Annotated in this window: 39 protein-coding genes; 5 read left to right on the top strand and 34 right to left on the bottom strand. The window is 41.2% G+C overall.

Features of this window, described 5'->3' with window-relative positions:
- Positions 1 to 48: 48 nt before the first annotated feature.
- From ACFQ1X_RS08870 to ACFQ1X_RS08855, 4 genes are all read right to left on the bottom strand, one after another.
- Positions 49 to 735: a KinB-signaling pathway activation protein gene (locus ACFQ1X_RS08870; RefSeq protein ID WP_144841107.1), complete on the bottom strand. Its 687-nt coding sequence runs from the start codon at positions 733 to 735 to the stop codon at positions 49 to 51.
- Between the two features lie 168 nt (positions 736 to 903).
- On the bottom strand, positions 904 to 1971 hold the full coding sequence (locus ACFQ1X_RS08865; protein WP_144841108.1) for an Mrp/NBP35 family ATP-binding protein: 1068 nt from the start codon (positions 1969 to 1971) through the stop codon (positions 904 to 906).
- Positions 1972 to 2493: 522 nt separating this feature from the next.
- Positions 2494 to 4812, bottom strand: a complete 2319-nt coding sequence (locus ACFQ1X_RS08860; RefSeq protein ID WP_144841109.1) for an AAA family ATPase — start codon at positions 4810 to 4812, stop codon at positions 2494 to 2496.
- A gap of 43 nt (positions 4813 to 4855) precedes the next feature.
- Complete coding sequence (locus tag ACFQ1X_RS08855; RefSeq protein WP_144841110.1) at positions 4856 to 5443, bottom strand: hypothetical protein; 588 nt, start codon at positions 5441 to 5443, stop codon at positions 4856 to 4858.
- A 164-nt stretch (positions 5444 to 5607) separates the two neighbouring features.
- On the opposite strand from ACFQ1X_RS08855, the gene ACFQ1X_RS08850 reads away from it, so the two are divergent.
- The 5 genes from ACFQ1X_RS08850 (at position 5608) to ACFQ1X_RS08830 (ending at position 10151) form a co-directional block, all read left to right on the top strand.
- On the top strand, positions 5608 to 5880 hold the full coding sequence (locus tag ACFQ1X_RS08850; protein WP_144841111.1) for a hypothetical protein: 273 nt from the start codon (positions 5608 to 5610) through the stop codon (positions 5878 to 5880).
- A gap of 26 nt (positions 5881 to 5906) precedes the next feature.
- Positions 5907 to 6293: a hypothetical protein gene (locus ACFQ1X_RS08845; RefSeq protein WP_144841112.1), complete on the top strand. Its 387-nt coding sequence runs from the start codon at positions 5907 to 5909 to the stop codon at positions 6291 to 6293.
- A complete protein-coding gene (locus ACFQ1X_RS08840) occupies positions 6277 to 7629 on the top strand; it encodes an FtsK/SpoIIIE domain-containing protein (protein WP_144841113.1) in 1353 nt (450 codons plus the stop codon). The genes ACFQ1X_RS08845 and ACFQ1X_RS08840 overlap by 17 nt, the downstream gene beginning before the upstream one ends.
- Before the next feature lie 55 nt (positions 7630 to 7684).
- Positions 7685 to 8791, top strand: coding sequence for a replication initiation factor domain-containing protein (locus tag ACFQ1X_RS08835; protein ID WP_144841114.1), 1107 nt, complete (start codon positions 7685 to 7687; stop codon positions 8789 to 8791).
- 319 nt (positions 8792 to 9110) lie between these two features.
- A complete protein-coding gene (locus ACFQ1X_RS08830) occupies positions 9111 to 10151 on the top strand; it encodes a tyrosine-type recombinase/integrase (protein ID WP_144841116.1) in 1041 nt (346 codons plus the stop codon).
- Positions 10152 to 10220: 69 nt separating this feature from the next.
- On the opposite strand, the gene rpsI is transcribed toward ACFQ1X_RS08830, so the two are convergent.
- The 30 genes from rpsI to rpsS all read right to left on the bottom strand — a co-directional run bounded on the left by rpsI (position 10221) and on the right by rpsS (position 26260).
- Positions 10221 to 10613: a 30S ribosomal protein S9 gene (gene rpsI / locus ACFQ1X_RS08825; protein ID WP_144841117.1), complete on the bottom strand. Its 393-nt coding sequence runs from the start codon at positions 10611 to 10613 to the stop codon at positions 10221 to 10223.
- A 29-nt stretch (positions 10614 to 10642) separates the two neighbouring features.
- Positions 10643 to 11080 carry a 50S ribosomal protein L13 gene (gene rplM / locus ACFQ1X_RS08820; RefSeq protein WP_144841118.1) on the bottom strand — a complete coding sequence of 146 codons (438 nt, stop codon included), beginning with the start codon at positions 11078 to 11080 and terminating at the stop codon, positions 10643 to 10645.
- 194 nt (positions 11081 to 11274) lie between these two features.
- Positions 11275 to 12018, bottom strand: a complete 744-nt coding sequence (truA, locus tag ACFQ1X_RS08815) for a tRNA pseudouridine(38-40) synthase TruA (protein WP_144841119.1) — start codon at positions 12016 to 12018, stop codon at positions 11275 to 11277.
- An 11-nt stretch (positions 12019 to 12029) separates the two neighbouring features.
- On the bottom strand, positions 12030 to 12827 hold the full coding sequence (locus tag ACFQ1X_RS08810; protein WP_144841120.1) for an energy-coupling factor transporter transmembrane component T family protein: 798 nt from the start codon (positions 12825 to 12827) through the stop codon (positions 12030 to 12032).
- A complete protein-coding gene (locus ACFQ1X_RS08805) occupies positions 12824 to 13696 on the bottom strand; it encodes an energy-coupling factor ABC transporter ATP-binding protein (RefSeq protein WP_144841121.1) in 873 nt (290 codons plus the stop codon). Before ACFQ1X_RS08805 ends, ACFQ1X_RS08810 begins: the two co-directional genes overlap by 4 nt.
- A complete protein-coding gene (locus tag ACFQ1X_RS08800) occupies positions 13672 to 14520 on the bottom strand; it encodes an energy-coupling factor ABC transporter ATP-binding protein (RefSeq protein ID WP_144841122.1) in 849 nt (282 codons plus the stop codon). Before ACFQ1X_RS08800 ends, ACFQ1X_RS08805 begins: the two co-directional genes overlap by 25 nt.
- A gap of 313 nt (positions 14521 to 14833) precedes the next feature.
- Entirely contained in the window at positions 14834 to 15208 is a 375-nt protein-coding gene (gene rplQ / locus ACFQ1X_RS08795) for a 50S ribosomal protein L17 (protein WP_144841123.1), read from the bottom strand.
- Positions 15209 to 15253: 45 nt separating this feature from the next.
- Positions 15254 to 16198: a DNA-directed RNA polymerase subunit alpha gene (locus tag ACFQ1X_RS08790; protein WP_144841124.1), complete on the bottom strand. Its 945-nt coding sequence runs from the start codon at positions 16196 to 16198 to the stop codon at positions 15254 to 15256.
- A gap of 128 nt (positions 16199 to 16326) precedes the next feature.
- Positions 16327 to 16716, bottom strand: a complete 390-nt coding sequence (rpsK, locus tag ACFQ1X_RS08785; protein ID WP_008497448.1) for a 30S ribosomal protein S11 — start codon at positions 16714 to 16716, stop codon at positions 16327 to 16329.
- 25 nt (positions 16717 to 16741) lie between these two features.
- Positions 16742 to 17107 carry a 30S ribosomal protein S13 gene (gene rpsM / locus ACFQ1X_RS08780; protein WP_144841125.1) on the bottom strand — a complete coding sequence of 122 codons (366 nt, stop codon included), beginning with the start codon at positions 17105 to 17107 and terminating at the stop codon, positions 16742 to 16744.
- Positions 17108 to 17131: 24 nt separating this feature from the next.
- Entirely contained in the window at positions 17132 to 17245 is a 114-nt protein-coding gene (gene rpmJ, locus ACFQ1X_RS08775; protein ID WP_006828951.1) for a 50S ribosomal protein L36, read from the bottom strand.
- Positions 17246 to 17282: 37 nt separating this feature from the next.
- Positions 17283 to 17501 (bottom strand): translation initiation factor IF-1, encoded by a 219-nt coding sequence (gene infA, locus ACFQ1X_RS08770; RefSeq protein ID WP_006828950.1) that lies wholly within the window; start codon positions 17499 to 17501, stop codon positions 17283 to 17285.
- Between the two features lie 416 nt (positions 17502 to 17917).
- On the bottom strand, positions 17918 to 18571 hold the full coding sequence (locus ACFQ1X_RS08765) for an adenylate kinase (RefSeq protein ID WP_144841126.1): 654 nt from the start codon (positions 18569 to 18571) through the stop codon (positions 17918 to 17920).
- 59 nt (positions 18572 to 18630) lie between these two features.
- Positions 18631 to 19926 (bottom strand): preprotein translocase subunit SecY, encoded by a 1296-nt coding sequence (gene secY, locus ACFQ1X_RS08760; RefSeq protein WP_144841127.1) that lies wholly within the window; start codon positions 19924 to 19926, stop codon positions 18631 to 18633.
- Positions 19926 to 20366 carry a 50S ribosomal protein L15 gene (gene rplO / locus ACFQ1X_RS08755; protein ID WP_144841128.1) on the bottom strand — a complete coding sequence of 147 codons (441 nt, stop codon included), beginning with the start codon at positions 20364 to 20366 and terminating at the stop codon, positions 19926 to 19928. The genes secY and rplO overlap by 1 nt, the downstream gene beginning before the upstream one ends.
- Positions 20367 to 20399: 33 nt before the next feature.
- A complete protein-coding gene (gene rpmD, locus ACFQ1X_RS08750; protein WP_144841129.1) occupies positions 20400 to 20582 on the bottom strand; it encodes a 50S ribosomal protein L30 in 183 nt (60 codons plus the stop codon).
- A gap of 14 nt (positions 20583 to 20596) precedes the next feature.
- Positions 20597 to 21097, bottom strand: coding sequence for a 30S ribosomal protein S5 (rpsE, locus tag ACFQ1X_RS08745; protein WP_144841130.1), 501 nt, complete (start codon positions 21095 to 21097; stop codon positions 20597 to 20599).
- A 20-nt stretch (positions 21098 to 21117) separates the two neighbouring features.
- Positions 21118 to 21480 carry a 50S ribosomal protein L18 gene (gene rplR, locus ACFQ1X_RS08740; protein WP_144841131.1) on the bottom strand — a complete coding sequence of 121 codons (363 nt, stop codon included), beginning with the start codon at positions 21478 to 21480 and terminating at the stop codon, positions 21118 to 21120.
- A gap of 33 nt (positions 21481 to 21513) precedes the next feature.
- Positions 21514 to 22053, bottom strand: coding sequence for a 50S ribosomal protein L6 (rplF, locus tag ACFQ1X_RS08735; RefSeq protein WP_144841132.1), 540 nt, complete (start codon positions 22051 to 22053; stop codon positions 21514 to 21516).
- A 30-nt stretch (positions 22054 to 22083) separates the two neighbouring features.
- Complete coding sequence (gene rpsH / locus ACFQ1X_RS08730; RefSeq protein ID WP_112224772.1) at positions 22084 to 22482, bottom strand: 30S ribosomal protein S8; 399 nt, start codon at positions 22480 to 22482, stop codon at positions 22084 to 22086.
- Positions 22483 to 22511: 29 nt separating this feature from the next.
- Positions 22512 to 22697: a 30S ribosomal protein S14 gene (gene rpsN / locus ACFQ1X_RS08725; RefSeq protein WP_084242180.1), complete on the bottom strand. Its 186-nt coding sequence runs from the start codon at positions 22695 to 22697 to the stop codon at positions 22512 to 22514.
- Between the two features lie 19 nt (positions 22698 to 22716).
- Positions 22717 to 23256 (bottom strand): 50S ribosomal protein L5, encoded by a 540-nt coding sequence (gene rplE, locus ACFQ1X_RS08720; RefSeq protein ID WP_144841133.1) that lies wholly within the window; start codon positions 23254 to 23256, stop codon positions 22717 to 22719.
- Between the two features lie 27 nt (positions 23257 to 23283).
- Positions 23284 to 23595, bottom strand: a complete 312-nt coding sequence (rplX, locus tag ACFQ1X_RS08715; protein WP_117303255.1) for a 50S ribosomal protein L24 — start codon at positions 23593 to 23595, stop codon at positions 23284 to 23286.
- A gap of 35 nt (positions 23596 to 23630) precedes the next feature.
- Positions 23631 to 23999, bottom strand: a complete 369-nt coding sequence (rplN, locus tag ACFQ1X_RS08710) for a 50S ribosomal protein L14 (protein ID WP_112224769.1) — start codon at positions 23997 to 23999, stop codon at positions 23631 to 23633.
- A 47-nt stretch (positions 24000 to 24046) separates the two neighbouring features.
- Positions 24047 to 24310: a 30S ribosomal protein S17 gene (rpsQ, locus tag ACFQ1X_RS08705; protein WP_144841134.1), complete on the bottom strand. Its 264-nt coding sequence runs from the start codon at positions 24308 to 24310 to the stop codon at positions 24047 to 24049.
- A gap of 24 nt (positions 24311 to 24334) precedes the next feature.
- Positions 24335 to 24535 carry a 50S ribosomal protein L29 gene (gene rpmC, locus ACFQ1X_RS08700; protein WP_006828936.1) on the bottom strand — a complete coding sequence of 67 codons (201 nt, stop codon included), beginning with the start codon at positions 24533 to 24535 and terminating at the stop codon, positions 24335 to 24337.
- Entirely contained in the window at positions 24525 to 24959 is a 435-nt protein-coding gene (gene rplP / locus ACFQ1X_RS08695; protein ID WP_144841135.1) for a 50S ribosomal protein L16, read from the bottom strand. Before rplP ends, rpmC begins: the two co-directional genes overlap by 11 nt.
- 1 nt (position 24960) lies before the next feature.
- A complete protein-coding gene (gene rpsC / locus ACFQ1X_RS08690; RefSeq protein ID WP_071152057.1) occupies positions 24961 to 25617 on the bottom strand; it encodes a 30S ribosomal protein S3 in 657 nt (218 codons plus the stop codon).
- A gap of 3 nt (positions 25618 to 25620) precedes the next feature.
- Positions 25621 to 25962, bottom strand: a complete 342-nt coding sequence (gene rplV / locus ACFQ1X_RS08685; protein ID WP_071152058.1) for a 50S ribosomal protein L22 — start codon at positions 25960 to 25962, stop codon at positions 25621 to 25623.
- A 19-nt stretch (positions 25963 to 25981) separates the two neighbouring features.
- On the bottom strand, positions 25982 to 26260 hold the full coding sequence (rpsS, locus tag ACFQ1X_RS08680) for a 30S ribosomal protein S19 (RefSeq protein ID WP_144841136.1): 279 nt from the start codon (positions 26258 to 26260) through the stop codon (positions 25982 to 25984).
- Positions 26261 to 26314: the final 54 nt, after the last annotated feature.

Below are 26314 nucleotides of genomic sequence, written 5' to 3'. Positions count from 1 at the left end.
AATGCCAAATAAAAAAACGCCTGCTGTTTCAGCAGGCACTTCAAAATCTTATGATTTCCCCGCAGCAGGCTTAGCATTTTCTTTTCGTGTCGCACGGCGCTCTTCCAGTTTCTGACGGTCTTCATCAGACTTGGCATTGTATTTTGGCAGCACCAACAATTGGTATGCGTTTACGGCCAGGAATGGGAACAACAGCAAGGTAACCCAGCTGTCGGCATTTCCCGCTTGAACCATCAACGCCGGAAGCCATTCCAGTGTAGTCACGGCAATCATAAAGAACAAAGCGGATATGAACGTCGATTTCGTGGTCCACTTCGCTTTGAAATAAGCTGTCACTACCGATGTTACAATCAGTATTGTCAGAAGTCCCGCATACAACCAGCCCTGAGCAGCTGTATCGGCATTCGGCATAAATCGGAAGACAATCAAATCAAAAATCACTACGGCGATGATCAGCAACTGCACCCAATTCCAAAGAGTTAACGTCCGGAACATATTGATTCCGAATTGATGGATTGTCAAATAAGCGAAAAATCCCATTTGCGCAATCAGGCTCATCGTCATCCCGACTACAACCAACCAGATAAAGCCGGCAATGAATTCACCCCACGCACCGTTTTCGAATGGCGCTGCGAAAACATCGTTCCATCGTATGAACAATCCGAGGACCCCAGTAATCGCTCCACCTATCAGCATTGCATTTATAAAGAATTTTACCCAATTTCGTATTGTCACATTAATGCCTCCGTTATTTGAAGTTCTTTAAAGATTGTACCAATCGCAAGAGCAAAAATCCATAAACGAAACCGCCCAGATGTGAACAAAGCTTGAAGTCCCAAGAACTGTTAGAAGTTTCGGCATAATTAAAAACCCGGAAACCAGTAAAAGGTTTCCGGGTTGGGATTATTGACGTTTAGCTGCAAATTGTTTCAGGATGCTCTCGGCAATCTCTCCGTAGAGCTTACCGGTTGGGTGGTCTTCAAGATATACAGACGGCGCAAAGTCCGCTTCATTCCAGTCCGGCTGACCTAAAGGAATCTGTCCGAGCAACGGCACTTGCAGCTCTTCCGCAAGCTTTGGTCCTCCGCCTTGTCCGAATAGGTATTCCTTCTTGCCGCTTTCTTTGCTTTCAAACCAGGACATGTTCTCTATTACACCAAGAACTTCGTGGTCCGTCTGCAATGCCATCGCCCCTGCACGCGCCGCAACGAAGGCTGCTGTCGGGTGAGGAGTCGTAACAACGATTTCTTTGGAAGCCGGAAGCATCTGGTGAATATCGAGTGCGACATCTCCAGTTCCCGGTGGCAAGTCCAATAGAAGATAATCCAGATCGCCCCACTCCACATCGCGGAAGAATTGATCCAGTACTTTACCGAGCATCGGCCCGCGCCATACGACCGGCATGTTCTCTTCAACGAAGAAGCCCATCGAAATGACTTTGACGCCGAAACGTTCAACCGGAATAATCGTATCTCCACGCACGACAGGTGTTTTTTCGATTCCCATCATATCAGGAACACTGAACCCGTAAATATCTGCATCGATCAACCCGACTTTCTTGCCGAGACGTGCCAACGCAATCGCAAGGTTGACGGAAACAGTGGATTTACCAACCCCGCCCTTCCCGCTGGCAATCGAGATGAATTCGACTTTGTTCATTGGAGACAATAGATCCTGTGCTTCGGATTCATTTGCCGTGCCGCGGAATTTAGCCATCGCTTCCGGAGCCAGCTCTTCAAAACGGATTCCGACTGAATCCACTCCAGCGCCTTTCAGGATTTCAACGACCTTCATCTGCAATTGCATCTGTTCTGGTGTATTCACTTTGGCAATCGCCAATTTCACACTGACATGATTTTTCTCCTCTTTGATCTTTACCGAGGTGATGCCATCTGTTTCTGCCAGCGATCTATGTAAAAACGGATCTTGTACTTCTCCGAGTAATTCGCGAACTTGTACTTCAGTCAACATATATATACACTCCTTATCACTTTTGCTCACCGTACAGTATAACATAGCGTTATTAATTTTAAATCAATTCTGACTTTCTGGTAGAAAAGCGACAGCGCCTGTTCAGCTAAGAGTTGGTCGAAGGGAGTTCGGCCGACTCTTTGCGACGAAGCTAGCGAAGCGATGCAGGAGCACTGCAGGCTTGAGCTAGGCCCCTGGAGTCTGGACACCGAAAAGCGGAAAAAGCCGCTCTTGTGTGGTTTCATCTCTTTCATTAGGAATTCAGACAAAGATAAAACCCCTTTTCTCCGAAGAGAAAAGGGGTTTTTAATAATATTAACGTTTCGAGAACTGTACTAATAAAAAATAAGTATTGCTAATCCACATAAATCCACTTGTATCAATAATGAATAAAATAATAAATGGATAAACACACATATATATGGAAAGAAAATGATTCTACTTGAACCAATTTGAATCAATAGTAGGTGCTGGTTGAATACAATTACTAGCTTTATCAACTATAGGGTTTTTTAGGTTTAATTAAGAATTATTAGGTTTTTTCCAATAAGTATTAAAATGATTTTCTGCATGATTTGATTTAAATATTTGTTCTAAGATTTCTATTAATTCTTCCTTTACTTTTCCCAGGGTCTCCATTGAATGATCATCTATTGAATGTGAATTGACGTCAAATAGCTTCCTATGTTGTTCATTATTTTTATAAAACTTATCAAGGTGTATTTTGTTGAACTTAGTATATGTTTCTATGATTCTTCTCATTGAATTGAGCATAGAGTTTAACAAATTGTTATTATACAGGCTCTTTAATTCAATCCACAAAAACTCATAATGCGTATTAAAATCTTCTTTTTCAGAAGTGATACGAACAAAGTTTCTGTCTTCAATCCTATAATAGTTATTTTCATTATATTTAGAGACAGTTTTTAGTTCATTATCACCTACTAGTTTTTGTTTCCTATGATTTCCATAGGGTTGAACATTTAAATAGAAGTGCGCATTATGTGTTAAACACACAAAATAATCCTTCTTTGAATTAAACTTATCGAGATATTGATTTCGATATAATTTTTGGATTTCTGTAATCATCAAATACTGCATAGTATCATCATTAGAATTCATCGGATCATCAAAAATAATAATTTTGTTTTTATGGCTCTTTCTTTCTAGATTATTTAAGCTCTCAATGAAATACAGGAACCCAATTATATTTTTTTCACCTGTAGATAATTTATCAATTGAACGGATAGTTTCTCCGTCTTTAACCTGATAATGCTCAATTTTATTTTCATCTTCTCGCAATGTCAATTCTAAATTCAACTTACCTGAACGCTTCAATTTATCATTAATAATCCTAACAAGTTTATAAGTACTCCTAGTATGTTTTAAAATTTCTAACTTTACGATTTCTAGTTTTCTAATTTCTACCAGTAAATAGTTTAAAGTATTTTTTTCAGGTTCGGTTTCTAAACCCTTTATAGCTAGTTTCTTATTTTTAATCTCATTAGTAATTTTTTTAATATTCTCCTTTGTAGACGTTAATTCGTAATCCTCGATTTCGTACCCCCGCCATCCCTTTCTATATTCTTCCTTCTCTCTTAGTTTCAATCCTACATAGTGCAATCTCAATTTTTCTTTTGCCAAATTTTGCTCATTTGTTAAATTTCCAGTTAATTTATTACTTTGGATAATCAACTCCTGAATTCCTTCATTTAGATGAAGGAAATTATCAGGAATTTTAATATTAATTTCACTAACAGTACTAAAAGCATTTCTAGACTTCTCATTTAGTTTGTCTTTTAATGTTAAAAGTAAATTTTTGTATTCTTCTTTTTTAATTTCTAGATTTTTGTTTATATTATCTACTTCACTACTAAAATGGCTGTAAAAATCTCCTTTATTTAATAGTCTTGTTTTTTCCATCAGTTTTATTAGTTTTTCAATCTTCTCATATTCATCTTTTATTCTTTTTTCATTTTCTTTAATTTCCGTAGAAGAGATTAATAATTCCAAATTTGTTAATCTTTCTTCTTCAATTTTATTTCCACAAAACGAACAATTTTCACCAGCTTTATGTATTTTTAATCCCTTTAGTGCAAATTCTTTTTTAACAAGATCATCATCAATTTCTTTTACAGTAATTACTTCTTTGATTTTATATTGTAAAATCTCATTTACGTTATCAATGATTCCTACAAAATCTATATCTATGACTTCATAATCTGGGATTATACTTTTTGGTTTTTCATTTAGTATATTCTTGCACTTTTGTTCTTCTACTTCCTCTATAATTTTAAAGTTTGAAATATCTTTTAAAAAGTCATTTTTATAATAGGTTATCTTTGTTATTCGAGGGCTGTTAAATTCCTTGAGCTGTTTTGCTTTGCTTTGAAGAAAAAAGTCCATATCCTTTCGTTGGTTTTGAAGTTTAGACTCCTCTGCTTCTCTGGCTATACAAAGATCATGTTTCACAACTTTTTCATCTTCAAAATCTTTTTTCTCACCCAATGACTTTAACTTCGTGCGTAACTTTTCTTTGTTTGTTTCAAGTATTGATAGTTCTGAATCCACTTGCTTTAATTCTGATGCAGCCTTTACATTATCCTCACCTAGTACAAGTGCATTTAACTTGTTATCTTCTAAAATATTATTTAAACCAGTGAAAACTTTTACGTCATAGTAACTTTCAAATTGATTTTTCACTATCTTACAGAGCGTAGATTTCCCCATTCCATTTTTACCAAATATAAAATTCTTGCTTTGTAAATTCACAAAACTTGGTTTCTTGATGATATCAAATACCTCATACTCCTGACTCGATAAATCAACATCAATAGTCATTATAATCCCCCCTGTTTTTTGCTTATGAAACAATTTATATGTTTTAGTGTTTGATGTATAACTTCCTTTCTACATAATCCATCGCAATACCTTTCTCTGTATCATTCGAAAAAAATTCTGAATCTAGTAATAGCAAGTTTTCTTTTAATTCGTCTCTATCTATTACCGTATTTGGAAACAATTTTTTAAAGCACAATTCTAGCATATCCTCTTTAATAATTTTATCTGCTTGAACTTCGAGTTGTCGGTCAAAATCTTCGCCTCTTTGTACATGTGAAGGGGCATTCAAATACCTCTTATAGTCTTCCTCAGCCTCAACAGTCCTTGCAAATTCATCTTGTCCTTTTTTTGCCAAATGGTTAGATGTTTGACTTTCATACTTCATTTGTTGTCTTTTATATTTTTTATTAAATAAAGTGTCCATTTTATTTTTTTCTAAATTTAAAATATCTTCTTTTTTATAACGTCTATCAGCATTTCTTTTAGGAGTTGGTTGAATACATTCGATATTTAACTCCTTCATCCAATTCCTTATTGTTCTTTGAGTGATGATATTCTTTTCATCATACTTTCTTTCAAAATACTCGAGTATTTCCTTTTGTTTTACTTCCTCTTTTAAATCACACGTCATACTAAGACCCACTTCCTGATAATATTTCTTAAAATTAGATAAAAAACCTTTTAAATCAACATTTATCTACTGGATTTCCCCATGATCTTTTCCCTATGGTTTTCCTTATAAAAAACTTAATAAATGATATGATTAAATCACAAATAAGAAAGGAGGAAAAAAATATGGGATCACCTTACCCAAACCTGCATGGGCATAAAAACACATGGTCTTACGGAGAAATTTATAATGTCGGGTTACTTTTCGATGATTTCGCAGATCAACTTAACAAAACGAATATAAAAGAAGCTAAATCCATTTTAGAAAAATATTTAAATGAATTCTATTTTGAGCCTATTACTCTTTATTTCGAAAATGTTAAGTTAATCATCGAAAATGTCGACAATGCAGCAACCACTCTAGATGAACTGACCAAAATTGAAGACAAGTATTTATAAAAACTAATAGAAAGAGGTTATGCACTATGCCGATCGCAAACGCATGGGTCTTCACAGAGACCAAATTCAAAGCAGAGGAATTTCTAAAAAACACACACAACGCATACAGACTGGTTTCCCAAAGACCATATGCAAATAAAAAAGATCCAGACGAAAAAGGTGTCATGTTAACCTTGGCAATTGCCAAAGATGATACAGATTACGGTAACGATAAGAAAACTGGCCATAAGAGAGATAACAACATATTAAACACCTTCGATGTCACTATCTTGAATGGTATAGATCGTATCGATGTTCAAAAAGGCGACTATGTACGCTTAATTGATTTCGATCAAGAAAAATCTTTCGTTATAGGCTTTGACTTGATTCTTCGATTCAAAAACGTGGAAAAAGTCAATGTTCAAACAAAGTAAGTTAAGAACACAACGACAACAGAATGGCATTTTCATATTCAGTACTTGCTTGATGCTTGTTGTTCTGGTGCTCTCTCTAAATTATATTGACTCCCAACTAAAGTTGGGAGTCTTTATACAATTAAGTAGCCGGCTTATAGCACTTGTAACAGTCATATTTACTTTTCAAGTAATTATCTGGCTAATTCGCAACAAGGCTTCTAAAGGCATGAAATACGCTACATTCCACTACCTTACCCTTCTCAAGCTGAGGAAAGCTTTTCTTGACGCTAATTATTACAACAAAAGAGTTTACTTTAATACCGAAGTAGCCGAATTACCAAAAATCAAATTAGAGTTTTCCAACGAATATTCAAAAGCGAAGTTATTTGTCGAAAACATCAACCTTAACAAAGACATAGGCGATGTAAACATTTCCTTTGCTTTGGATAATTTTATTGTTGATAGAGCATATTTATCAAATAATGAACTTTATTATATCTTTGAAATTTACGACAGCAACATTGATCAACAGCTTAAGTTCAATACTATTTGGGATTTAAAGAAACAGTCGTCTCAACTAGATGATTATACACTCCTGATTGATAAGTCCATCTCAATTTCATTGCACGGGACTTTGTTAGTTGGGCAAACTGGTTCGGGTAAAACATATGCGCTTTATTCGCTCATCCTGCAAATGCTGACTAAAAATATTGTTTACAATATTTACTTTGCCGATCCAAAAAATTCGAGTCTTGCTGTTCTTGGCGAAAGGCTTTCACAAGAAAATACCGCCACCGACATAGAAGACATTATTAAACTACTGCAAACATTCAATGAAGCTATGGAAGCTAGAAAAAAAGACATTAAAAAAGATCTTGGTACGAAATTAGAAGCAACATATGCAGATTTCCATTACGAGCCATATATCTTCATATTTGATGAATTTGCTAGTTTTCAGACCGTATTGCAGACCATGGACAAAAAAAAGCGTGATGAAGTCATGAAGCTACTATCTCAAGTGGTGTTACAAGGACGACAATTAGGATTTTTCATATGGATTGTTATGCAAAAATCCGATGCCACATTGTTACCTACTAACTTGCGTGAAAACTTGCCGGTAAAGTTTGTACTTGGTAACGCTGAAAAACAGACTTACACGACGGCTTTTGGTGCTGGAGTGGATATACCCGAGAAAGAATTTTCATTAGGTCAAGGAGTCTTCACTTGTCCAATCGTAGCAAGCACGCCTAAAATTTGCCACTTTAGCTATCTGGACTTTGACATCCTAGAGGCTGTGAATCTCTTAAAACCGGAACTTGGGTTTTGTAGAAACCCAAGTTCCGGAACACAATAAAGCCCACACGAACGCTGATTTATCAACGTTTTATGTCTTAAAAGGAGTGATAACTTTGCTGGATGTTCAAACTGATGAGTTTACATTAGTGTTGCAGCCAAACCGAAGACCTAGCTACATCGAAGGATGGGAAGGTATGGCTATCAATCTCATTAATGAATTCGTTAGACTGTCAAACTTAGAAACTGTATTAGGTGAACTAAAAGAAGTGTCACACTCTTTGCCCCAAGGATATTCAAATGGCTTTGTTTGCGATAATAAACCCTATTATTTCGCAATCGCTTATCATACAGATTTTATACAAATGGGCATTTGCATAAAGTTTTCTGCGCATGCGTGGATGGCATATAGAAAGCAATATGAATCTTTATTTAATAGCTCCATACAGATTCATCAGTTTCTTAAAAACGTAAATAATAATGCTTTGTATACTTCCAGATTATCAAGAATTGACATTGCAATTGATTTTATTAATGAAAAACTGAATGTAAGTACAATTTACAATCAGCTCACTAAAAAAAATCAGATTATCAAAACTGCTGCCGGAAGAAAAAATCACTCAGATTTATCAGCCATTACAAAAAATAATATAACATCAACTTTTTATGTAGGTTCAAAAGGCAAAAGCATCAAATCTTTACTGAGAGTCTACGATAAGAAAAAAGAACAAATTGATACCCTGGGCGTTCGTTATGAAGAAGCAATTAATTGTGAAAGCTGGGTGCGCTTTGAATCAGTCTTCAAAGGAGCATATGCGCATAGCTTATCAAAACAATTGGAAACTATAAATACTGACGTCGAGTTAAAAAATTTACTCGTTTCGGCTTTAACTGATCGTTACCAATTCTATTACGTTAAATCAGAGAAATTAACAACTTACACAAAAAAGATGCTCAATCTACTCAATCAAAGGAACTTTATGTTTAATAGCCCTTCACCGAGAAACAACTTGTTAGAACAGTCACAAATGCATGTTTTAAGTGGTTCAGGACTCTTTCCCTACTTGTTTAAAGTCTGGCACATTTGGGGAGATGAGGGGCTTAAAAAGTGTGTTGAATTTCTTCAAGATGAGTTTGAAAATTATGAGCCTACCGAAGAGGTTTTATTGTGGCTGAAAAAGTATTCCGTCCTCTACACAAAACAAGGCTATCCATTCAAATAGACATTTCAAAAGGAGGAGATATTCTAATGAGCTTACAAAGTATTTTGAAGGATTACCCCTACCTCTTAACCAGAGAACAGGCATCCAGTTTTCTAGGTGTAGACCCAAAATCATTCGATAAATATATACGACCTCATAATGACCTTATCCGCTTTATGATCGGGCGGCAAGAACGATACACTATAAAATCTTTAATGCAGTTCATCGAGAAACAATCCGTTTAAATTACCGCCAGTTGATAATATGCTAGTTTCCGAATACAATTCAGTTGTATTCAACTAGCATCCTATCAACTATTTTTATGAGAGGATTTGATAGTATGGCTAGTATCGTAAAAAGAGGAAAAGCATATCGAGCGCAAATTTCCTTATATAAGCAAGGAAAACACAATAAGCTATCTCAAACATTTTTAACGAAGAAAGAAGCACAACTTTGGGCGTTAGAGATGGAATTAGCTAAAGGAGGAGGTAAAGAACTGGCGGAGAGAACAACGACATTTGCGGACTTTTTTGAGCGATGGATTTACCTAGTAAAAGTTAATGATGTCAAAGAAACTACGTTTCAAAATTATCTTAGGACATCTCAAGTAGTAAAAAATTTGTTCAAAGATATTCGTTTAAAAGATTTAAACGATATTGTTGTTCAGAAAAAAATTGACGAATACGCTAAAACACATTCACGTAAAACAACACACGAAGTGCTTCTTAAGATAAAAACTTCTTTACGTGATGCATACGCTCGTGGTTACATTGCAAATGATTTCGCACGTTTAGTAAAAACACGTGGCGAGACTCCTCCTAAGCGTAATAAAGCAATATCCATCACTAACCTTAAGAAGTTGCGAAATCACCTCTTACAGCACCCTGAAGACGAATTTAACCTATTGGTACTACTTGCCTTAGAAACCGGCATGCGACGTGGTGAATTATTAGCTATACGTCCTGAGAGTCTATATGAATACGGTATTGAAGTTAGACATTCAATTAGTCCTACCTCTACTGATACTTCACTAAAAACTCAAAATGCTAAACGTGATGTCTCCATAAATCAAGAAGTATACAACCTAATAAACAATATACCGCCCAAGGATAACGGCTATACCTTCGGTTTCAGCGGCTTTAAACAGTCTGAATTACTCTCTGATCTATTAGAGCAGTTAGAGATTCCGAAAACGACCTTCCATGGCTTACGGGATACACATGCATCATTCCTTTTTTCCCAAAACATTGATATTGCCTACGTTTCCCAAAGACTTGGACATATCAATATTCAAACGACTCAAAACTATTACCTCGAATTAATGCCAGAAAAAAAGCACCAGCAGGATGCCGATGCTTTAAATCTGTTAAATTCGTTGTAATAAAAATTATTGATTTGCACCAACTTGAACCAAAAATGGTTCGTAAACGCTGGTACATCAACAAGTCTATTAACGTTTCGAGAACTGTGGTGCACGACGAGCTGAACGCAAACCTGGTTTCTTACGTTCTTTCATGCGTGGGTCACGAGTTAACAAGCCAGCAGTTTTAAGTGCTGGACGGAAAGCAGGGTCTACAGTTAGTAGAGCGCGTGCAATTCCGTGGCGTACTGCTCCAGCTTGACCTGTGAAGCCTCCGCCTCTTACGTTTACAAGCACATCATAGCTTCCAAGAGTTTCAGTAGCTACTAGTGGCTGTTTGATGATTTGCTCAAGAGTTTCGTATGGAACGTAATCCGATACGTCACGGTTGTTGATTGTAATTGTGCCGTCTCCTGGTACTAAACGGACACGTGCTGTTGAATTTTTACGGCGACCTGTACCTAAATATTGAACTTGTGCCAAAGGTGTATCCTCCTCTAATTTACTGATTATTAGCCGCGAAGTTGGTAAACTTCCGGTTGTTGTGCCTGGTGGTTATGTTCCGGTCCTGCATATACGTGAAGTTTCTTGAAAGTTTGACGTCCAAGAGAGTTCTTAGGAAGCATCCCTTTGATAGCCAATTCAAGCATTTTTTGCGGATATTTCGTGCGCATTTCAAGTGCAGTACGCTGTTTCAAACCGCCAGTGAATTGTGTGTGGCGATAGTAGATTTTGTCCGTAAGTTTTTTACCTGTAAGGTGGATCTTGTCAGCGTTGATGATGATCACGTGATCACCTGTGTCAACGTTTGGTGTGAATGTTGGTTTGTATTTCCCGCGTAAGATTGAAGCGACTTCAGAAGCTAAACGTCCAAGAGTTTGCCCTTCTGCATCGACAACCAACCATTTACGCTCTACTTCGTGACCTTTAGCCATGAATGTTGTACGCATGTATATTGTCCTCCTAATAAATCATCTCGTTTGAAATTAAAAATACAGTGTTCCGCTGTTCCGTTTTTTCGTTATCCCTAGCACAAATAACCTTCCGGGGCATATCGTGGGGGTAATGAAAATACCATACATCATGTTATAACGCCAGCGCTAAAAAGTCAAGCGTTTTTCTAAAAACACCAGGAATGGTTGCTTCAGTTTTCATACTCGACGTTTTCGAGATATAAACCATGCGCTGCAGCGGTCTTCCCGGCTGCTCCCCGGTCTGCGGAACGGATAATTTCCGCCACTTCTTCCGGCGTCCGTTTGCCGATACCCACTTCAAACAATGTGCCCGCAATAATGCGCACCATATTATAGAGGAAACCGGATCCTTCGATAACCATATGCAATTCTTCCCCGTGTTCTTCAAAGTCCAGGCGCCGGATCGTCCGCACTTTATCAACCACTCCTGTGTTCGCAGCACAGAAACTGGAAAAGTCGTGCGTGCCCAGAATCGCTTTTGCCGCTTTGCGCATCGATGCGACATCCGGGCGCTGTTTTATATGGACCATATAATTCCTTGTGAATGGACTGATGATATTGCTGAGGTCCCATTTATAGCGATACGTTTTTCCGATCGTATGGTAACGCGCGTGGAATCCGGCCTCTGCTTCCTGGATGCCGAGTACCCGAATATCTTCCGGCAACAGCACATTCAATGCCTTCAGCCACCCCTCGACCGGAATGTTGAAATCCGTATCAAAATGAATCACCTGGCCTGTGGCATGAACTTTCGCATCGGTGCGGCCGCTTGCCACCACTTGGACATCGCGCCCCTTATGGATATTCTTCAGCACTTTCAGCAATTCAATTTGGACGGTCCGTGATTCCGGCTGTATCTGATAGCCCGCAAACCCGGAACCGTCATATGCGATGACCGCTTTCATTCGTTTCATAATTTCTCTCCTTATGCCCGGAAATACCAAAGGATCGCCGTCAGCCCTGCGAGCATCAGCAAACTGAGAGTGTCCGCTACCCGCCAGTTCAGCTGGCGATAGCGCGTTCGTCCTTCTCCCCCGCGGTAGCCTCTGACTTCCATGGCGGTCGCCAGATCTTCAGCACGTTTAAAGGCGCTGACAAACAACGGAATCAAGAGTGGGACGACAGCTTTGACCCGCTCTTTCATCGGACCCGAGCCAATGTCAGATCCACGGGCCATCTGCGCTTTCAGGATTTTACCGGTTTCATCCATCAATGTCGGGATGAAACGCAGCGAAATCGACATCATCAGCGCGAGCTCATGCACAGGCAATTTTAATTTCTTAAATGGTCCCAGCAGAATTTCAATGCCGTCCGTTATCGAGATCGGGGAAGTAGTCAATGTCAGGACACTGGTGATGAACACCAGCACCAGAAATCTGATGGAAATGAAAATCCCCTGTCTTAGACCTTCCTCGTAAACTTCTATAAACCAGAAACTGAATATTACATCCCCTTCCCTGGTAAAGAAGAGGTGCAGGAAAAAGGTAAATATCAATAGAATAAAGACCGGTTTCAAGCCGTTTATCAAAAAATACAGCCGGATTTTAGAAAGGAACACCACTAATAGCGTAAAGCCGAGCAAGATGGCATAACCTATTGCATTATTGGCGACAAAAACAATGGCGATAAATAGAAACACAAAAAGAATTTTCGCCCGCGGATCCATCCGGTGTATGACTGAATCACCCGGTATAAACCGGCCGAAAATCATTTTCTCCATCATAGGGATCCACGTCCTTCCGCCAAGATCGAGGCAATGTTCTGCGCCAGCGCTTCCTCAGTCAATGAAATATCGCTGAGCTTTACACCTGTTCGTTCTTCAAAATCCCGCTGAAGTCTTACACTGCGCGGCGCCTGGAGGCTGTAATCGCCTAATTGCTCTTCATTTGAGAAAATCTCTTCCGGATCTCCAGTAACCACACAACGGCCTTTATGCATAATGGCCACACGATCGGCGTATTTTGCCGCATCTTCCATGCTGTGGGTCACCAGAACCGTTGTAAGGTTTTTGCTCCGGTGCAGCTCATAAAAAAGATCCATAATTTCCCTGCGCCCTCTCGGGTCCAATCCGGCCGTCGGTTCATCCAGCACCAGAACTTCCGGTTCCATCGCCAGAACACCCGCTATGGCGACGCGGCGCATCTGGCCGCCAGATAAATCGAATGGCGATTTCTCCAGCACTCCCTCCGGCAATCCGAGCTGCACGACAAGTTCTCGCGCCCGCCTTTCAGCTTCTTCTTCGGGAACACCGAAATTGAGCGGGCCGAACATGATATCTTTCAGCACCGTCTCGTCAAAAAGCTGCTGCTCAGGAAACTGGAAAACTATACCGACCCGGCGGCGGACGTTCCGAAGATCTTTTGCCTTTACGCCGGCTTCTATCTTTCGGTCTCCGATCATGACTGTACCTTCCGTAGGCTTTAATAGTGCGTTCAAATGCTGAAGAACTGTCGACTTGCCCGAACCGGTATGGCCGATGATTGCTGTATAGGAGCCGGAAGGAATATGAAGATTAACATCCGTTAAAGCTCTTTTTTCAAATGGCGTATCTTCAGCATAACTATAGCCTACGCCTTCGAGTAAAATTTCCACAGTTCATCCACCAACTCATCTTCTGTCATATGTTCTTCCTGAAGCCCCACTCCCGCTTCCTGCAATAAATGCGTCATCCGCATTGCAAAAGGCAGGTCCAATCCCATTTCCGTCAATTCGCTGCCACGCTGAAAAACGTCTTTCGGCGAGCCTTCCACGTGTTTTCCGCCTTGATTCATGACGATGATCCGTTCAGCCAAAGCCGCTTCTTCCAAGTCATGCGTAATCGAAATAACTGTAAGTCCTGCAGACTCTCTCAACCGGCGGATTGTCTCAATGACTTCTCTCCGGCCCTGCGGATCAAGCATTGACGTGGCCTCGTCGAGAATCAGCAATTTAGGCCGCATGGCGAGTGCACCGGCAATCGCCACCCGCTGTTTTTGCCCACCCGATAGATGGTGAGGTTCATGGTCCTTATAATCTTCCATTTTCACCTGGCTCAGTGCCTCGTGTACCCGTTCCACCATTTCTTTATGCGGAACGCCGTTATTTTCCAAAGCGAAAGCTACATCGTCCTGCACTGTAGCTCCGACAAATTGATTGTCCGGATTCTGAAAAACCATTCCCATTTGTGACCGGATGTCCCATAAGGTGTCTTCAGTCATTGTCTGACTGAAAACCTTCACTTCTCCCTTTCCTGGAAACAGCAGGCCATTCATTAATTTCGCTATGGTCGATTTTCCTGAACCATTATGTCCGACCAGGGCGATCCATTCTCCTTCTTGTATGGAAAAGGACACACCCGACACTGCCGGCTGTACTCCTTCATCTTCTGCATTATATGTGAATGTCACGTTTTCGAATGACAAAATTTCCGAATTCATCTCAGCTGACCTCCCCTGACTCATCTCGTCTCTACTCTACTCGGTAGAACAAGCATATGTAAAATAAATAAAAAAAAGCGCGCACCTCATTCAGAGAAATGCGCTTTTCTGTCTCTATAGCTCCCCAGTTGCTTAAGCCGGGGTTGAATGAGGTGCGTAGAGCTAGACGAGACGCCGCCTCATAAAGGCTCGCTCATCATAACACTCAGCTTTTCATATTGTCGTATAAATCATTATGCTAAAAGAAGAGGGCGTGAACCCTCTTCAGAAGAACCAACCTTGCCGAAGCAAAAATTGATTCAGAAGATGAAAATTAAACTAATTCAATAATTACGATCGGTGCGCCATCTCCGCGACGAGGCCCCATTTTCATGATGCGCGTGTAGCCGCCTTGACGTTCTGCGTAACGTGGTGCAACATCATCAAACAATTTTTGCAAAGCAAAGATTGTGTTTTCGTTGCCTTCTTCGTCAGCAGTTGTCACTAGTTCACGGCGGATGTATGCTGCAGCTTTACGGCGAGCATGAAGATCCCCACGTTTACCAAGAGTGATCATTTTTTCAACAGTTGAACGCACTTCTTTCGCACGAGCTTCAGTCGTTTGAATGCGTTCGTGTACGATTAAGTCTGTTGTAAGATCACGCAATAGTGCCTTACGTTGAGAACTTGTACGTTGAAGCTTTCTCATTGAAGTTTCCCTCCTTCGTTAAATAGTTCGGATCCGATTTTGAACTCAGTCTTCTTTACGAAGGCCCAATCCCAAATCTTCCAACTTCACTTTGACTTCTTCAAGTGATTTGCGTCCGAGGTTGCGTACTTTCATCATGTCGTCTTCCGACTTGCTCGCCAGTTCGTGTACCGTGTTGATACCCGCACGTTTTAAGCAGTTGTAAGAACGGACTGAAAGATCCAGCTCTTCGATGGTCATCTCCAAGACTTTCTCTTTTTGGTCTTCTTCTTTTTCAACCATGATTTCAGCAGTTTGTGCCTCATCCGTCAAACCGACGAAGATGTTCAAATGCTCAGTAAAGATTTTTGCTCCCAGCGCAATTGCCTCTTTTGGACCGATGCTGCCATCTGTCCAGACATCGAGTGAAAGTTTATCGAAATGCGCCAACTGGCCCACACGAGTATTTTCAACCTGGAAATTAACGCGGGAAACTGGAGTATAAATAGAATCAATCGGGATAACGCCGATCGGAAGATCTTCACGTTTGTTCTGATCTGCACGAGCATATCCACGGCCTCTGTTGGCATACATACGCATACGCAGGTGGCCGTTTTTAGCGATTGTTGCGATATATAGATCCGGATTCAGAATTTCTACATCACTGTCGTGTGTAATATCTGCAGCCGTAACCGTTCCATCACCTTTTACATCAATTTCAATGACTTTTTCTTCGTCAGAGTAAATTTTCAGAGCCAGTTTCTTAATATTCAGGATGATTGATGCTACATCTTCTTCTACACCTTCAACAGTGGAGAATTCATGCAAAACACCATCAATTTGAATTGAAGTAACAGCAGCGCCTGGTAAAGATGAAAGTAAGATTCGACGTAAGGAGTTTCCTAAAGTGGTACCATATCCACGCTCAAGAGGTTCAATAACAAATTTGCCGAATTTGGCATTGCTATCGATCTCAACCGTTTCAATCTTTGGTTTTTCTATTTCGAGCATTCATTTTACCCTCCTTCACAACGTCGGTATTTTCGTTAAACCAAGAATTCGATAGTCACAGACTTTCGCAACGATTCAGAACACATTCAGTAAGTCGTGATGTTCAAAAACCCTATTCAGATTAACGATTATACGCGACGGCGTTTTGGCGGACGGCAACCGTTGTGAGGAACTGGAGTTACATCTTTGATAGCTGTAACTTCTAGTCCGGCAGCTTGAAGTGCACGGATAGCAGCCTCACGACCTGAACCAGGACCTTTAACTGTAACTTCCAAAGTTTTAAGACCGTGTTCAATCGAAGTTTTAGCAGCGGCTTCTGCAGCCATTTGAGCAGCGAAAGGTGTAGATTTACGTGATCCTCTAAATCCTAATGCACCTGCGCTTGACCAAGATACTGCATTTCCCTGCATATCTGTAATCGTAACAATTGTGTTGTTAAATGTTGAGCGGATGTGAGCAATACCTGATTCGATATTCTTTTTCACACGACGCTTACGAGTTTGTTGTTTACGTGCCATGTTAAGAAGAAACCTCCTTTACTGATTATTTTTTCTTGTTCGCAACAGTTTTACGAGGACCTTTACGCGTACGCGCATTGTTCTTCGTATTTTGACCGCGTACAGGTAGTCCACGGCGATGGCGGATACCCCGGAAGCTAGCAATTTCCATCAAGCGTTTGATGTTCATTGATACTTCACGGCGAAGGTCACCTTCGATTTTGTATTGATCCAATTGTTCACGGATATTGTTCAACTCATCTTCTGTAAGATCACGAACTCGTGTATCTTCAGAGATACCTGCAGAAGTAAGAACCTTCTGAGCAGTTGTTTTACCAACACCGAAAATGTAAGTTAATGAAATAACTACGCGTTTGTCGCGCGGAATGTCAACACCAGCAATACGTGCCATGTGTTCGATGCACCTCCTTCAATATTAGCCTTGTCTTTGTTTGTGTTTCGGATTTTCACAGATTACCATGACTTTTCCGTTTCTGCGAATAACTTTACATTTTTCGCAGATCGGTTTCACAGATGGTCTCACTTTCATCTAACCCAACCTCCTTAGTAGTCCGGAGTGCAAAAGATTATTTAAAACGGTATGTGATACGACCGCGTGTTAAATCGTAAGGAGATAGTTCAACTGTAACTTTGTCTCCCGGTAGAATGCGGATAAAGTGCATGCGGATCTTGCCGGATACATGCGCAAGAATCGTATGGCCATTTTCCAATTCTACTTTAAACATCGCGTTAGGCAAAGTCTCAACGACTGTTCCTTCGATTTCAATTACATCGTCTTTCGCCATCGACCCAGTCTCCCTTCTGTATACAAGTCAGCCCTCATCTTCAAACAGTAAATGCTGATTGAATAATTGTTTTCTATTCATTCACCAGGATTGCATGAGTAACATATAAAAGACATCTTCCGAGTTCCGGTTCCTGCGACTTTGCAGGTCGGGATTATCCGGTCAAGCCCTACAGCCTCACGTATCCTCGAGCGCCCGGACTGCTTAGGATGAGTTCCAAACCCGTTACACAGATGCTTCCACGAAACCCATTATACTATTTCCAGTGCTGAATTGCACGGTTCAGACTAGGTCTGGAGCAAACGGCACCGGCTTTCATATAATAAGGCATCAAGCTTTTGCAGCTCTCGAAAATTCATATCTCCGGTGCTCCTTAAAGCCGCATGGAGGCAACTAACTGCGCCCGGCGCCGGGAATTATCCTCGGTCGCCCTTTAGAAGAGCATCAATGTCAGCAAATACTTTTTGAATGTCCTGCTGTCCATTTATATTTTCCAGCACGCCTTTGCTTCCGTAAAAGTCAAGAAGCGGCTGTGTTTGTTCCATATTAACTTCTAAACGATTCTTGACGGTATCAGGCTTGTCATCTTCACGCTGGTAGAGCTCTCCACCATCTTTGTCGCATACGCCAGCAACTTGCGGCGGGTTGAACACAGTATGGTAAGCAGTTCCACAAACTTTACAGATCCAGCGGCCAGTCAAACGTGCAATCAATTCGTCTTGATCAACTTTGATATTTACGACATGCTCGATTCTCTTGCCAATATCGGCAAGAAGAGATTCTAGAGCTTCAGCTTGAGGGACTGTTCTCGGAAAGCCATCTAATAGAAAGCCATCTTCACAATCCGCTTTGCTAAGGCGCTCACGGACGATACCGATAGTCACTTCATCAGGCACCAAAGCGCCTTGATCCATGAACGATTTTGCTTTCAAGCCCAGTTCCGTGCCGTCCTTGATGGCTGCACGAAACATATCACCTGTAGAAATATGAGGGATGTCGTACTTCTCAACTATTTTGTCTGCTTGAGTGCCTTTACCGGCACCAGGCAGACCCATTAATACGATATTCATACGGATGCCCCCTCAGACAAGCGGATAAGGAACGTTCTCACGTTCCCACCACAACTATCTTATTTCATAAAGCCTTTGTAATGACGTTTTACAAGCTGCGATTCCAATTGTTTCATTGTCTCAAGCGCTACCCCTACTACGATCAACAGGCTGGTACCACCGATTTGTGCTGATTGCGGCAAGTTCGCCACATTAATGAAGAAAATCGGCAGAACAGAAATGACTGCAAGGAAAATAGCTCCGACAAATGTCAATCGGTAAAGCACACTTGTTAAATAATCCTGTGTATTTTTACCCGGCCGGATTCCCGGGATATATGCACCCTGTTTTTTCAAGTTGTCCGACACGTTTTCAGGATTAACCTGAATGAATGCGTAGAAATACGTGAATGCAATAATCAGTGCGACATAAATGATCATGCCGACTGGCTGAGTGTAATCAAATGTATTCTGAACCGCTTCCGTAAACGCATTGGCTCCAAAGAAAGTAACAATGGTTTGAGGCGTAATCATAAACGCTACTGCAAAGATTACCGGGATAACGCCGGCCGCGTTTACTTTTAAAGGTAAGTGCGTTTGTTGCCCGCCAGTTGACTGACCGCGGCCAGCAACACGTTTAGCATATTGAATCGGTATTTTACGCAACGCTTGTTGAACGTAAATGACCAAAACAGTAATGGCAACAACTGCTAATGCAAGCAACGCCATAATAGCGATGTTGATCGGAAGCTGATCTCCAGCTCCCTGGATCTGCTGTGCATAAAGTTGGTTGATTGCACCTGGTACTGCAGCGACAATCCCTGCGAAGATGATAATCGAAATACCGTTCCCCACACCATTTGCCGTAATCTGCTCACCAAGCCACAATAGAAACGCCGTACCGCCTGTCAAAACGATTGCAATAACAATGTAAGTTGAAATTGAATCATTTTGAATTAACATCCCGTTATTCATTTGGTTGAACCCGTAGGACATACCAATTGCTTGGATGAAGGCAAGTGCGATTGTGAAATAGCGAGTGAATTGAGCAAGTTTCCGTCTTCCGACTTCACCTTGTTTCGCCCACTCAGCAAATTTCGGTACAACATCCATCTGCAATAATTGCACAATGATCGATGCTGTAATGTAAGGCATGATTCCCATTGCTAAAATCGAAAAGTTAGCAAGGGCGCCCCCACCGAATGTATTTAAGAATCCGATCAGACCCATCTGATCAGTAGCTTGCAAAACTGATGCATCGACATTCGGCACTGGAACAAAAGTTCCGATGCGGAAAATGACGAGCATCACTAATGTAAAGATGATTTTATTTCGAATATCAGTCACGCGCATAAAATTTGAGATTGTCTGAAACATTAAAGCACCTCTGCTTGTCCACCGGCAGCTTCTATAGCTTCTTTAGCTGATCCAGAGAATTTGTGAGCTTTAACATTCAGTTTCTTGTTCAAGCTACCGTTGCCAAGGATTTTGATTCCGGATCTTTCGTTGCTGACAACACCTGATTCAATAAGCAATGCAGGTGTAATTTCTGTGCCTTCATCGAAACGGTTCAATACATCCACGTTCACGACTGCATAGTCTTTACGGTTGATGTTTGTAAATCCACGTTTTGGCAAACGACGGAATAATGGGTTTTGGCCACCCTCAAATCCAGGACGAACTCCTCCGCCTGAACGAGCATTTTGACCTTTATGACCTTTACCTGCTGTTTTACCAGTACCTGAACCGATACCGCGTCCGACGCGCTTTCTTGAGCTGCGTGAACCTTCTGCTGGTTTTAATTCATGAAGTTTCATTTGGTTGGCACCTCCTTCTATAGAAATCAGGGATTAAACTTCTTTAATAGTTACTAAGTGAGCGACTTTATCAAGCATACCGCGAATAGCAGCATTGTCCTGGTGCTCAACTGTTTGATGCATTTTGCGTAAACCCAATGACTGGACAGTTTTGCGTTGTGCCGGTTTAGAACCGATCACTGATTTTGTGAGGGTAACTTCTAATTTAGTAGCCATGTATTTTCCCTCCCCTAGTTGAATAGCTCTTCTGTAGTTTTACCGCGAAGTTTTGCAACTTCATCAGCACTTTTCAGTTGAGTTAATCCGTTAATAGTTGCACGTACCATGTTGATTGGTGTGCTTGAACCTAGAGATTTAGATAAAATATCTTGTACTCCAGCTAATTCAAGTACCGCACGAACAGGTCCGCCGGCAATTACACCAGTACCTGGTGAAGCAGGTTTGATAAGGATTTGGCCTGCGCCAAAACGTCCTGTTACTAGATGTGGAGTAGTACCTTTAACCATAGGTACTTCAATCAAGTTTTTCTTCGCATCTTCAATAGCTTTACGGATTGCATCTGGAACTTCTTGTGCTTTCCCAGTACCAAAACCGACATTACCATTTTTGTCGCCTACAACAACTAATGCGGAGAAACGGAAACGACGTCCACCTTTTACAACTTTCGCTACGCGGTTAATCGTAACTACGCGTTCTTCAAGTTCAAGTTTGTTTGGATCAATACGACGCATGAAATGTGTCCCTCCTTCTTTTAAAATTCTAAGCCATTTTCACGTGCTGCTTCTGCTAGAGCTTTGACACGTCCATGATATAAATAACCACCGCGGTCGAAAACAACCGATTTCAAACCTTTTTCAGTAGCTTTTTTAGCGATTGTTTCGCCGACTTTAGATGCTGCGTCCACGTTGCCAGTTGAATCACCGGAAAAATCTTTATCCATTGATGAAGCACTTGCAAGTGTTACACCATTCGTATCGTCGATCAATTGAGCGTAAATGTATTTATTTGAACGGAATACGTTTAAACGCGGGCGTTCTGTTGTACCCGTAATTTTTGAACGTACGCGTGCATGACGTTTTTTACGAGATGCATTTTTATCGAGTTTCGTAATCACTGAGGTCACTCCTTTCAGCCTGCCTAAGCAGCATTATTTACCTGTTTTACCTTCTTTGCGACGAACTTTTTCGCCTTCGTAACGAATCCCTTTGCCTTTATACGGCTCTGGTGGACGCGTAGCACGGATGTTTGAAGCAAGAGCTCCAACACGTTCTTTGTTGATGCCTTTTACTACGACTTTCGTATTTCCTGGGACTTCAACTTCAACGCCCTCTTCCGGAGTGAATTCAACCGGGTGAGAGTAACCAACGTTAAGAACCAATTTCTTGCCTTGCAATTGAGCACGGTAACCGACACCCACTAGTTCAAGCGTACGCTCGAAGCCTTGTGAAACGCCTGTAACCATGTTCGCCAGCAATGCACGGCTTGTTCCGTGGTTTGTGCGGTGATCTTTTGAATCAGAAGGGCGTGTCAAAGTTAACACGTTATCTTCTAGAGAAATAGTAATATCTTGGTTAAATGTGCGAGTCAACTCGCCTTTAGGACCTTTAACTGTTACTTCATTTTTGTCACCAAAAGTGATTGTAACGTCAGCTGGTACCTCGATTGGTTTTTTACCTACACGTGACATTCTATTGCACCTCCATTCGTTTGTTGCTTATTACCAAACGTATGCTATTATTTCTCCGCCGATTTGTTTCGCGCGGGCTTCTTTATCAGTTACCAAACCTTGTGATGTCGAGACTAAAGCGATTCCTAAACCGTTTAGTACACGCGGCACCTCGTCAGTTTTAGCGTAAACACGTAGTCCTGGTTTTGAAATACGTTTCAATCCAGTAATAACGCGTTCGTTGTTCGATCCATATTTTAAGAAAATCCGGATCATGCCTTGTTTATCATCTTCAACATATTCCACGTCACGAACGAAACCTTCACGCTTAAGAATTTCAGCGATGTCTTTTTTCACATTAGAAGCCGGAAGCTCTAATTTCTCGTGACGAACCATGTTCGCATTACGAATGCGAGTCAGCATATCTGCAATCGGATCAGTCATTGTCATTACATTTACCTCCTTCCCAAATTAGGGGATTACCAGCTGGCTTTTTTGACGCCAGGAATTTGTCCCACATATGCAAGTTCACGGAAACAAATACGGCAAAGTTTAAATTTGCGTATTACTGAATGCGGTCGTCCGCATCGTTCACAGCGTGTATACTCTTGTACTTTAAACTTTGGCGTGCGTTTTTGTTTTGCGATCATAGATTTTTTAGCCACGTTTACGCCTCCCTCACGTTTACTTTTGGAACGGCATTCCGAATTGTGTCAATAACTCACGAGCTTCTTCATCAGAGTTCGCAGTTGTTACAATTACGATGTCCATCCCGCGTACTTTCGAAACTTTATCATAATCGATTTCAGGGAAGATCAATTGTTCTTTCACACCAAGTGTGTAGTTACCGCGGCCGTCGAATGATTTATTCGATACCCCACGGAAGTCACGTACACGTGGAAGAGAGATAGCAATCAATTTATCCAGGAAGTCATACATACGCTCTCCGCGTAATGTAACTTTACATCCGATTGGCATACCTTCACGAAGACGGAAGCCAGCGATAGATTTCTTAGCTTTGGTGATTACTGGTTTTTGACCAGCAAGTGTCTGCAATTCTTCAACAGCTGAATCAAGTGATTTAGTGTTTTGTACTGCTTCGCCGACACCCATGTTGATAACGATTTTATCAACTTGTGGAGCCTGCATGACTGATTTATATTCAAACTTGCTCACTAGAGCAGGCGTGATTTCATTCACATATTTTTCTTTTAGGCGGTTCATGTGTGTACCTCCCTTCATTCAAGAGTTTTAGTTGTCTAATTTTTCACCGGATTTTTTTGCAACACGAACTTTTTTACCATCTTCAACCTTGTATCCAACGCGAGTCGGTTCACCTGATTTAGGATCAAGCAGCATTACGTTTGAAACGTGGATCGCTGCTTCCTGGCTGACAATTCCGCCTTGCGGGCTTGCCTGGTTCGGTTTTGTGTGTTTCTTGATGATATTGATACCTTCAACAAGCACACGGTCTTTTTTAGGTAAAGCAGTCAAAACAACGCCTGTTTTGCCTTTGTCTTTGCCTGAGATTACCTTAACTTTATCACCTTTTTTAACATGCATTCTGTCGCACCTCCTTGGTATGGCACATTGATTTATTAAAGAACTTCAGGAGCAAGTGAAACGATTTTCATGAAGTTGTTGTCACGCAGTTCACGTGCAACAGGTCCGAAAATACGAGTTCCGCGTGGACCTTTGTCGTCACGGATAATGACGCATGCGTTCTCATCAAATTTGATATAAGTACCGTCTTTACGGCGAGCCCCGCTTTTCGTGCGAACGATAACAGCCTTTACGACTTCACCCTTCTTAACAACGCCACCTGGTGTTGCTTTTTTCACGGTACAAACGATTACGTCACCGATGCTTGCTGTCTTGCGACCAGAACCACCAAGTACTTTAATCGTTAGTACTTCACGAGCACCCGAGTTGTCTGCAACTTTTAAACGACTTTCCTGTTGGATCACTTAGGTAACCTCCCTTCGGAATTTCTAAAGTTCCGAAATTATTTAAATTAAATGATAACCGCTTTTTCTACAACTTCCATCAAACGGAAGCGTTTCGTAGCTGATAGTGGGCGAGTTTCCATGATGCGAACAACATCGCCGATTTTAGCTTCGTTTTGCTCATCATGAGCCTTATATTTCTTCGAGTATTTTACACGTTTGCCGTAAAATGCATGCTTCTTTTGAGTTTCAACCATTACTGTAACGGTTTTGTCCATTTTGTCAGACACAACACGGCCTGTGTATACTTTGCGTTGATTACGCTCAGTCATACTAGCAAACCTCCTCTCGATTTATCAGTTGTTTCCACTGAGTACTCTTTCATGAATCACAGTTTTCATACGGGCAATCGCTTTACGTACTTCACGGATGCGAGCAGTATTTTCTAATTGACCAGTAGCCAATTGGAAGCGAAGGTTGAAAAGCTCTTCTTTCAGTGATTTCACTTTTTGTTCGATTTCAGCAGTGGTTAGGTCACGGATTTCATTAGCTTTCATTCGATTCACCACCAATTTCTTCACGTTTTACGAACTTCGTTCTTACCGGAAGTTTGTGTGATGCAAGGCGCAATGCTTCGCGTGCCACTTCTTCAGATACTCCACCAAGTTCGAACATTATTTTACCAGTTTTTACTACGGCTACCCAGCCTTCAGGTGAACCTTTACCAGAACCCATACGAACCTCTAGAGGCTTTTTCGTGTATGGTTTATGCGGGAAAATTTTGATCCAAACTTTACCGCCACGTTTCATGTAACGTGTCATTGCGATACGGGCAGCTTCGATTTGACGGTTAGTGATCCAAGATGATTCCAGTGCTTGGAGACCAAATTCGCCGAATGCGATTTCTTTGCCGCCTTTAGCTTCACCGCGCATCTTGCCTCGGTGCTCACGACGATATTTAACGCGTTTAGGCAATAACATATTATTTGCCTCCTTCCTCAGATTTCTTCTTAGTTGGAAGGACTTCACCGCGGTAGATCCATACTTTTACGCCAAGTTTGCCGTAAGTTGTGTCAGCTTCAGCGTGCGCATAATCGATGTCAGCACGAAGCGTATGGAGCGGAACAGTACCTTCACTGTAGTGTTCAGCACGCGCAATGTCAGCGCCGCCTAGACGTCCAGATACTTGAGTTTTGATCCCTTTAGCGCCAGAACGCATAGTGCGCTGGATTGCCTGTTTTTGTGCACGACGGAAAGACACACGGTTTTCCAATTGACGTGCAACACTTTCAGCAACTAGTCTCGCATCAAGGTCAGCTCTCTTAATTTCAATGATGTTGATGTGTACACGCTTGCCAGTCATCGTATTAAGCTGCTTGCGAAGTACTTCTACTTCAGAACCACCTTTACCGATTACCATACCTGGTTTCGCAGTGTGAATTGTTACGTTTACACGATTTGCAGCGCGTTCAATTTCGATTTTGGAAACTGAAGCTTCTTTCAAGCGTGCTTCGATATATTCACGGATTTTAATATCTTCGTGAAGAAGTGTCGCATAGTCTTTCTCAGCGTACCATTTTGACTCCCAGTCACGAATGATGCCGATACGCATACCTATTGGATGTATTTTTTGTCCCACGAATTATCCCTCCTTCTTCTCAGATACCACTAATGTAATGTGGCTAGTGCGTTTGTTGATTGCGCTTGCGCGTCCCATTGCTCTTGGACGGAAACGTTTCAATGTTGGACCTTCGTCAACGAATACTTCACTGACAACCAGGTTGTTCAGATCCATTTCGTAATTGTGTTCAGCGTTAGCAGCTGCAGATTTCAACAACTTCTCAACAACAATCGATGATGATTTTTGAGTGTGCTGTAAAATTGCAACGGCTTCGCCAATTTGCTTGCCTCGGATTAAATCTACTACTAAACGGACTTTACGAGGAGCAATACGTACTGTTCTAGCGACAGCTTTTGCTTGCATGGGGAAATCCTCCTCTCAATTAACGTCTTGTTTTCTTATCGTCTGCACCATGACTAGCGTATTTGCGTGTTGGAGCAAATTCTCCTAGTTTATGGCCGACCATGTCTTCAGTCACGTATACAGGAATGTGTTTGTGACCATCATATACTGCGATTGTTTGTCCGATGAATGTCGGGAAAATTGTAGAACGGCGAGACCAAGTTTTGATCACTTGTTTTTTCTCAGAGTCCTTTTGTGCTTCAACTTTTTTCATAAGATGATCATCAGCAAAAGGTCCTTTTTTCAAGCTGCGGCCCATTTGGGATCCTCCCTTCGTGATTGCACTACGGTTCTTTCAGCGAACCGCAGCGTA

Source organism: Metaplanococcus flavidus, from assembly GCF_042675885.1.
Lineage (GTDB): Bacteria > Bacillota > Bacilli > Bacillales_A > Planococcaceae > Planococcus > Planococcus flavidus.
This window is presented reverse-complemented; position numbering and strand designations above follow the sequence as displayed.

Bases quoted from the DNA above. Each gene is read 5' to 3' on its own strand.
- ACFQ1X_RS08860 (WP_144841109.1), bottom strand. From the start codon at position 4,812: ATGACTATTGATGTTGATTTATCGAGTCAGGAGTATGAGGTATTTGAT.
- rpsS (WP_144841136.1), bottom strand. From the start codon at position 26,260: ATGGGCCGCAGCTTGAAAAAAGGACCTTTTGCTGATGATCATCTTATG.
- ACFQ1X_RS08830 (WP_144841116.1), top strand. From the start codon at position 9,111: ATGGCTAGTATCGTAAAAAGAGGAAAAGCATATCGAGCGCAAATTTCC.
- rpsM (WP_144841125.1), bottom strand. From the start codon at position 17,107: ATGGCACGTATTGCTGGTGTTGACATTCCGCGCGACAAACGCGTAGTT.
- ACFQ1X_RS08790 (WP_144841124.1), bottom strand. From the start codon at position 16,198: ATGCTCGAAATAGAAAAACCAAAGATTGAAACGGTTGAGATCGATAGC.
- infA (WP_006828950.1), bottom strand. From the start codon at position 17,501: ATGGCGAAAGACGATGTAATTGAAATCGAAGGAACAGTCGTTGAGACT.
- rplO (WP_144841128.1), bottom strand. From the start codon at position 20,366: ATGAAACTTCATGAATTAAAACCAGCAGAAGGTTCACGCAGCTCAAGA.
- truA (WP_144841119.1), bottom strand. From the start codon at position 12,018: ATGAAACGAATGAAAGCGGTCATCGCATATGACGGTTCCGGGTTTGCG.
- rplP (WP_144841135.1), bottom strand. From the start codon at position 24,959: ATGTTATTGCCTAAACGCGTTAAATATCGTCGTGAGCACCGAGGCAAG.
- rplF (WP_144841132.1), bottom strand. From the start codon at position 22,053: ATGTCACGTGTAGGTAAAAAACCAATCGAGGTACCAGCTGACGTTACA.
- ACFQ1X_RS08865 (WP_144841108.1), bottom strand. From the start codon at position 1,971: ATGTTGACTGAAGTACAAGTTCGCGAATTACTCGGAGAAGTACAAGAT.
- ACFQ1X_RS08765 (WP_144841126.1), bottom strand. From the start codon at position 18,571: ATGAATATCGTATTAATGGGTCTGCCTGGTGCCGGTAAAGGCACTCAA.
- secY (WP_144841127.1), bottom strand. From the start codon at position 19,926: ATGTTTCAGACAATCTCAAATTTTATGCGCGTGACTGATATTCGAAAT.
- ACFQ1X_RS08850 (WP_144841111.1), top strand. From the start codon at position 5,608: ATGGGATCACCTTACCCAAACCTGCATGGGCATAAAAACACATGGTCT.
- rpsE (WP_144841130.1), bottom strand. From the start codon at position 21,097: ATGCGTCGTATTGATCCAAACAAACTTGAACTTGAAGAACGCGTAGTT.
- ACFQ1X_RS08810 (WP_144841120.1), bottom strand. From the start codon at position 12,827: ATGATGGAGAAAATGATTTTCGGCCGGTTTATACCGGGTGATTCAGTC.
- rpsK (WP_008497448.1), bottom strand. From the start codon at position 16,716: ATGGCACGTAAACAACAAACTCGTAAGCGTCGTGTGAAAAAGAATATC.
- ACFQ1X_RS08800 (WP_144841122.1), bottom strand. From the start codon at position 14,520: ATGAATTCGGAAATTTTGTCATTCGAAAACGTGACATTCACATATAAT.
- ACFQ1X_RS08840 (WP_144841113.1), top strand. From the start codon at position 6,277: ATGTTCAAACAAAGTAAGTTAAGAACACAACGACAACAGAATGGCATT.
- ACFQ1X_RS08845 (WP_144841112.1), top strand. From the start codon at position 5,907: ATGCCGATCGCAAACGCATGGGTCTTCACAGAGACCAAATTCAAAGCA.
- ACFQ1X_RS08855 (WP_144841110.1), bottom strand. From the start codon at position 5,443: ATGACGTGTGATTTAAAAGAGGAAGTAAAACAAAAGGAAATACTCGAG.
- rpsQ (WP_144841134.1), bottom strand. From the start codon at position 24,310: ATGACTGAGCGTAATCAACGCAAAGTATACACAGGCCGTGTTGTGTCT.
- rplQ (WP_144841123.1), bottom strand. From the start codon at position 15,208: ATGAGAAAGCTTCAACGTACAAGTTCTCAACGTAAGGCACTATTGCGT.
- rpmD (WP_144841129.1), bottom strand. From the start codon at position 20,582: ATGGCTACTAAATTAGAAGTTACCCTCACAAAATCAGTGATCGGTTCT.
- rplE (WP_144841133.1), bottom strand. From the start codon at position 23,256: ATGAACCGCCTAAAAGAAAAATATGTGAATGAAATCACGCCTGCTCTA.
- rpsH (WP_112224772.1), bottom strand. From the start codon at position 22,482: ATGACAATGACTGATCCGATTGCAGATATGCTGACTCGCATTCGTAAT.
- rplX (WP_117303255.1), bottom strand. From the start codon at position 23,595: ATGCATGTTAAAAAAGGTGATAAAGTTAAGGTAATCTCAGGCAAAGAC.
- rpmC (WP_006828936.1), bottom strand. From the start codon at position 24,535: ATGAAAGCTAATGAAATCCGTGACCTAACCACTGCTGAAATCGAACAA.
- rplM (WP_144841118.1), bottom strand. From the start codon at position 11,080: ATGCGTACAACATTCATGGCTAAAGGTCACGAAGTAGAGCGTAAATGG.
- rpmJ (WP_006828951.1), bottom strand. From the start codon at position 17,245: ATGAAAGTGAGACCATCTGTGAAACCGATCTGCGAAAAATGTAAAGTT.
- rplV (WP_071152058.1), bottom strand. From the start codon at position 25,962: ATGCAAGCAAAAGCTGTCGCTAGAACAGTACGTATTGCTCCTCGTAAA.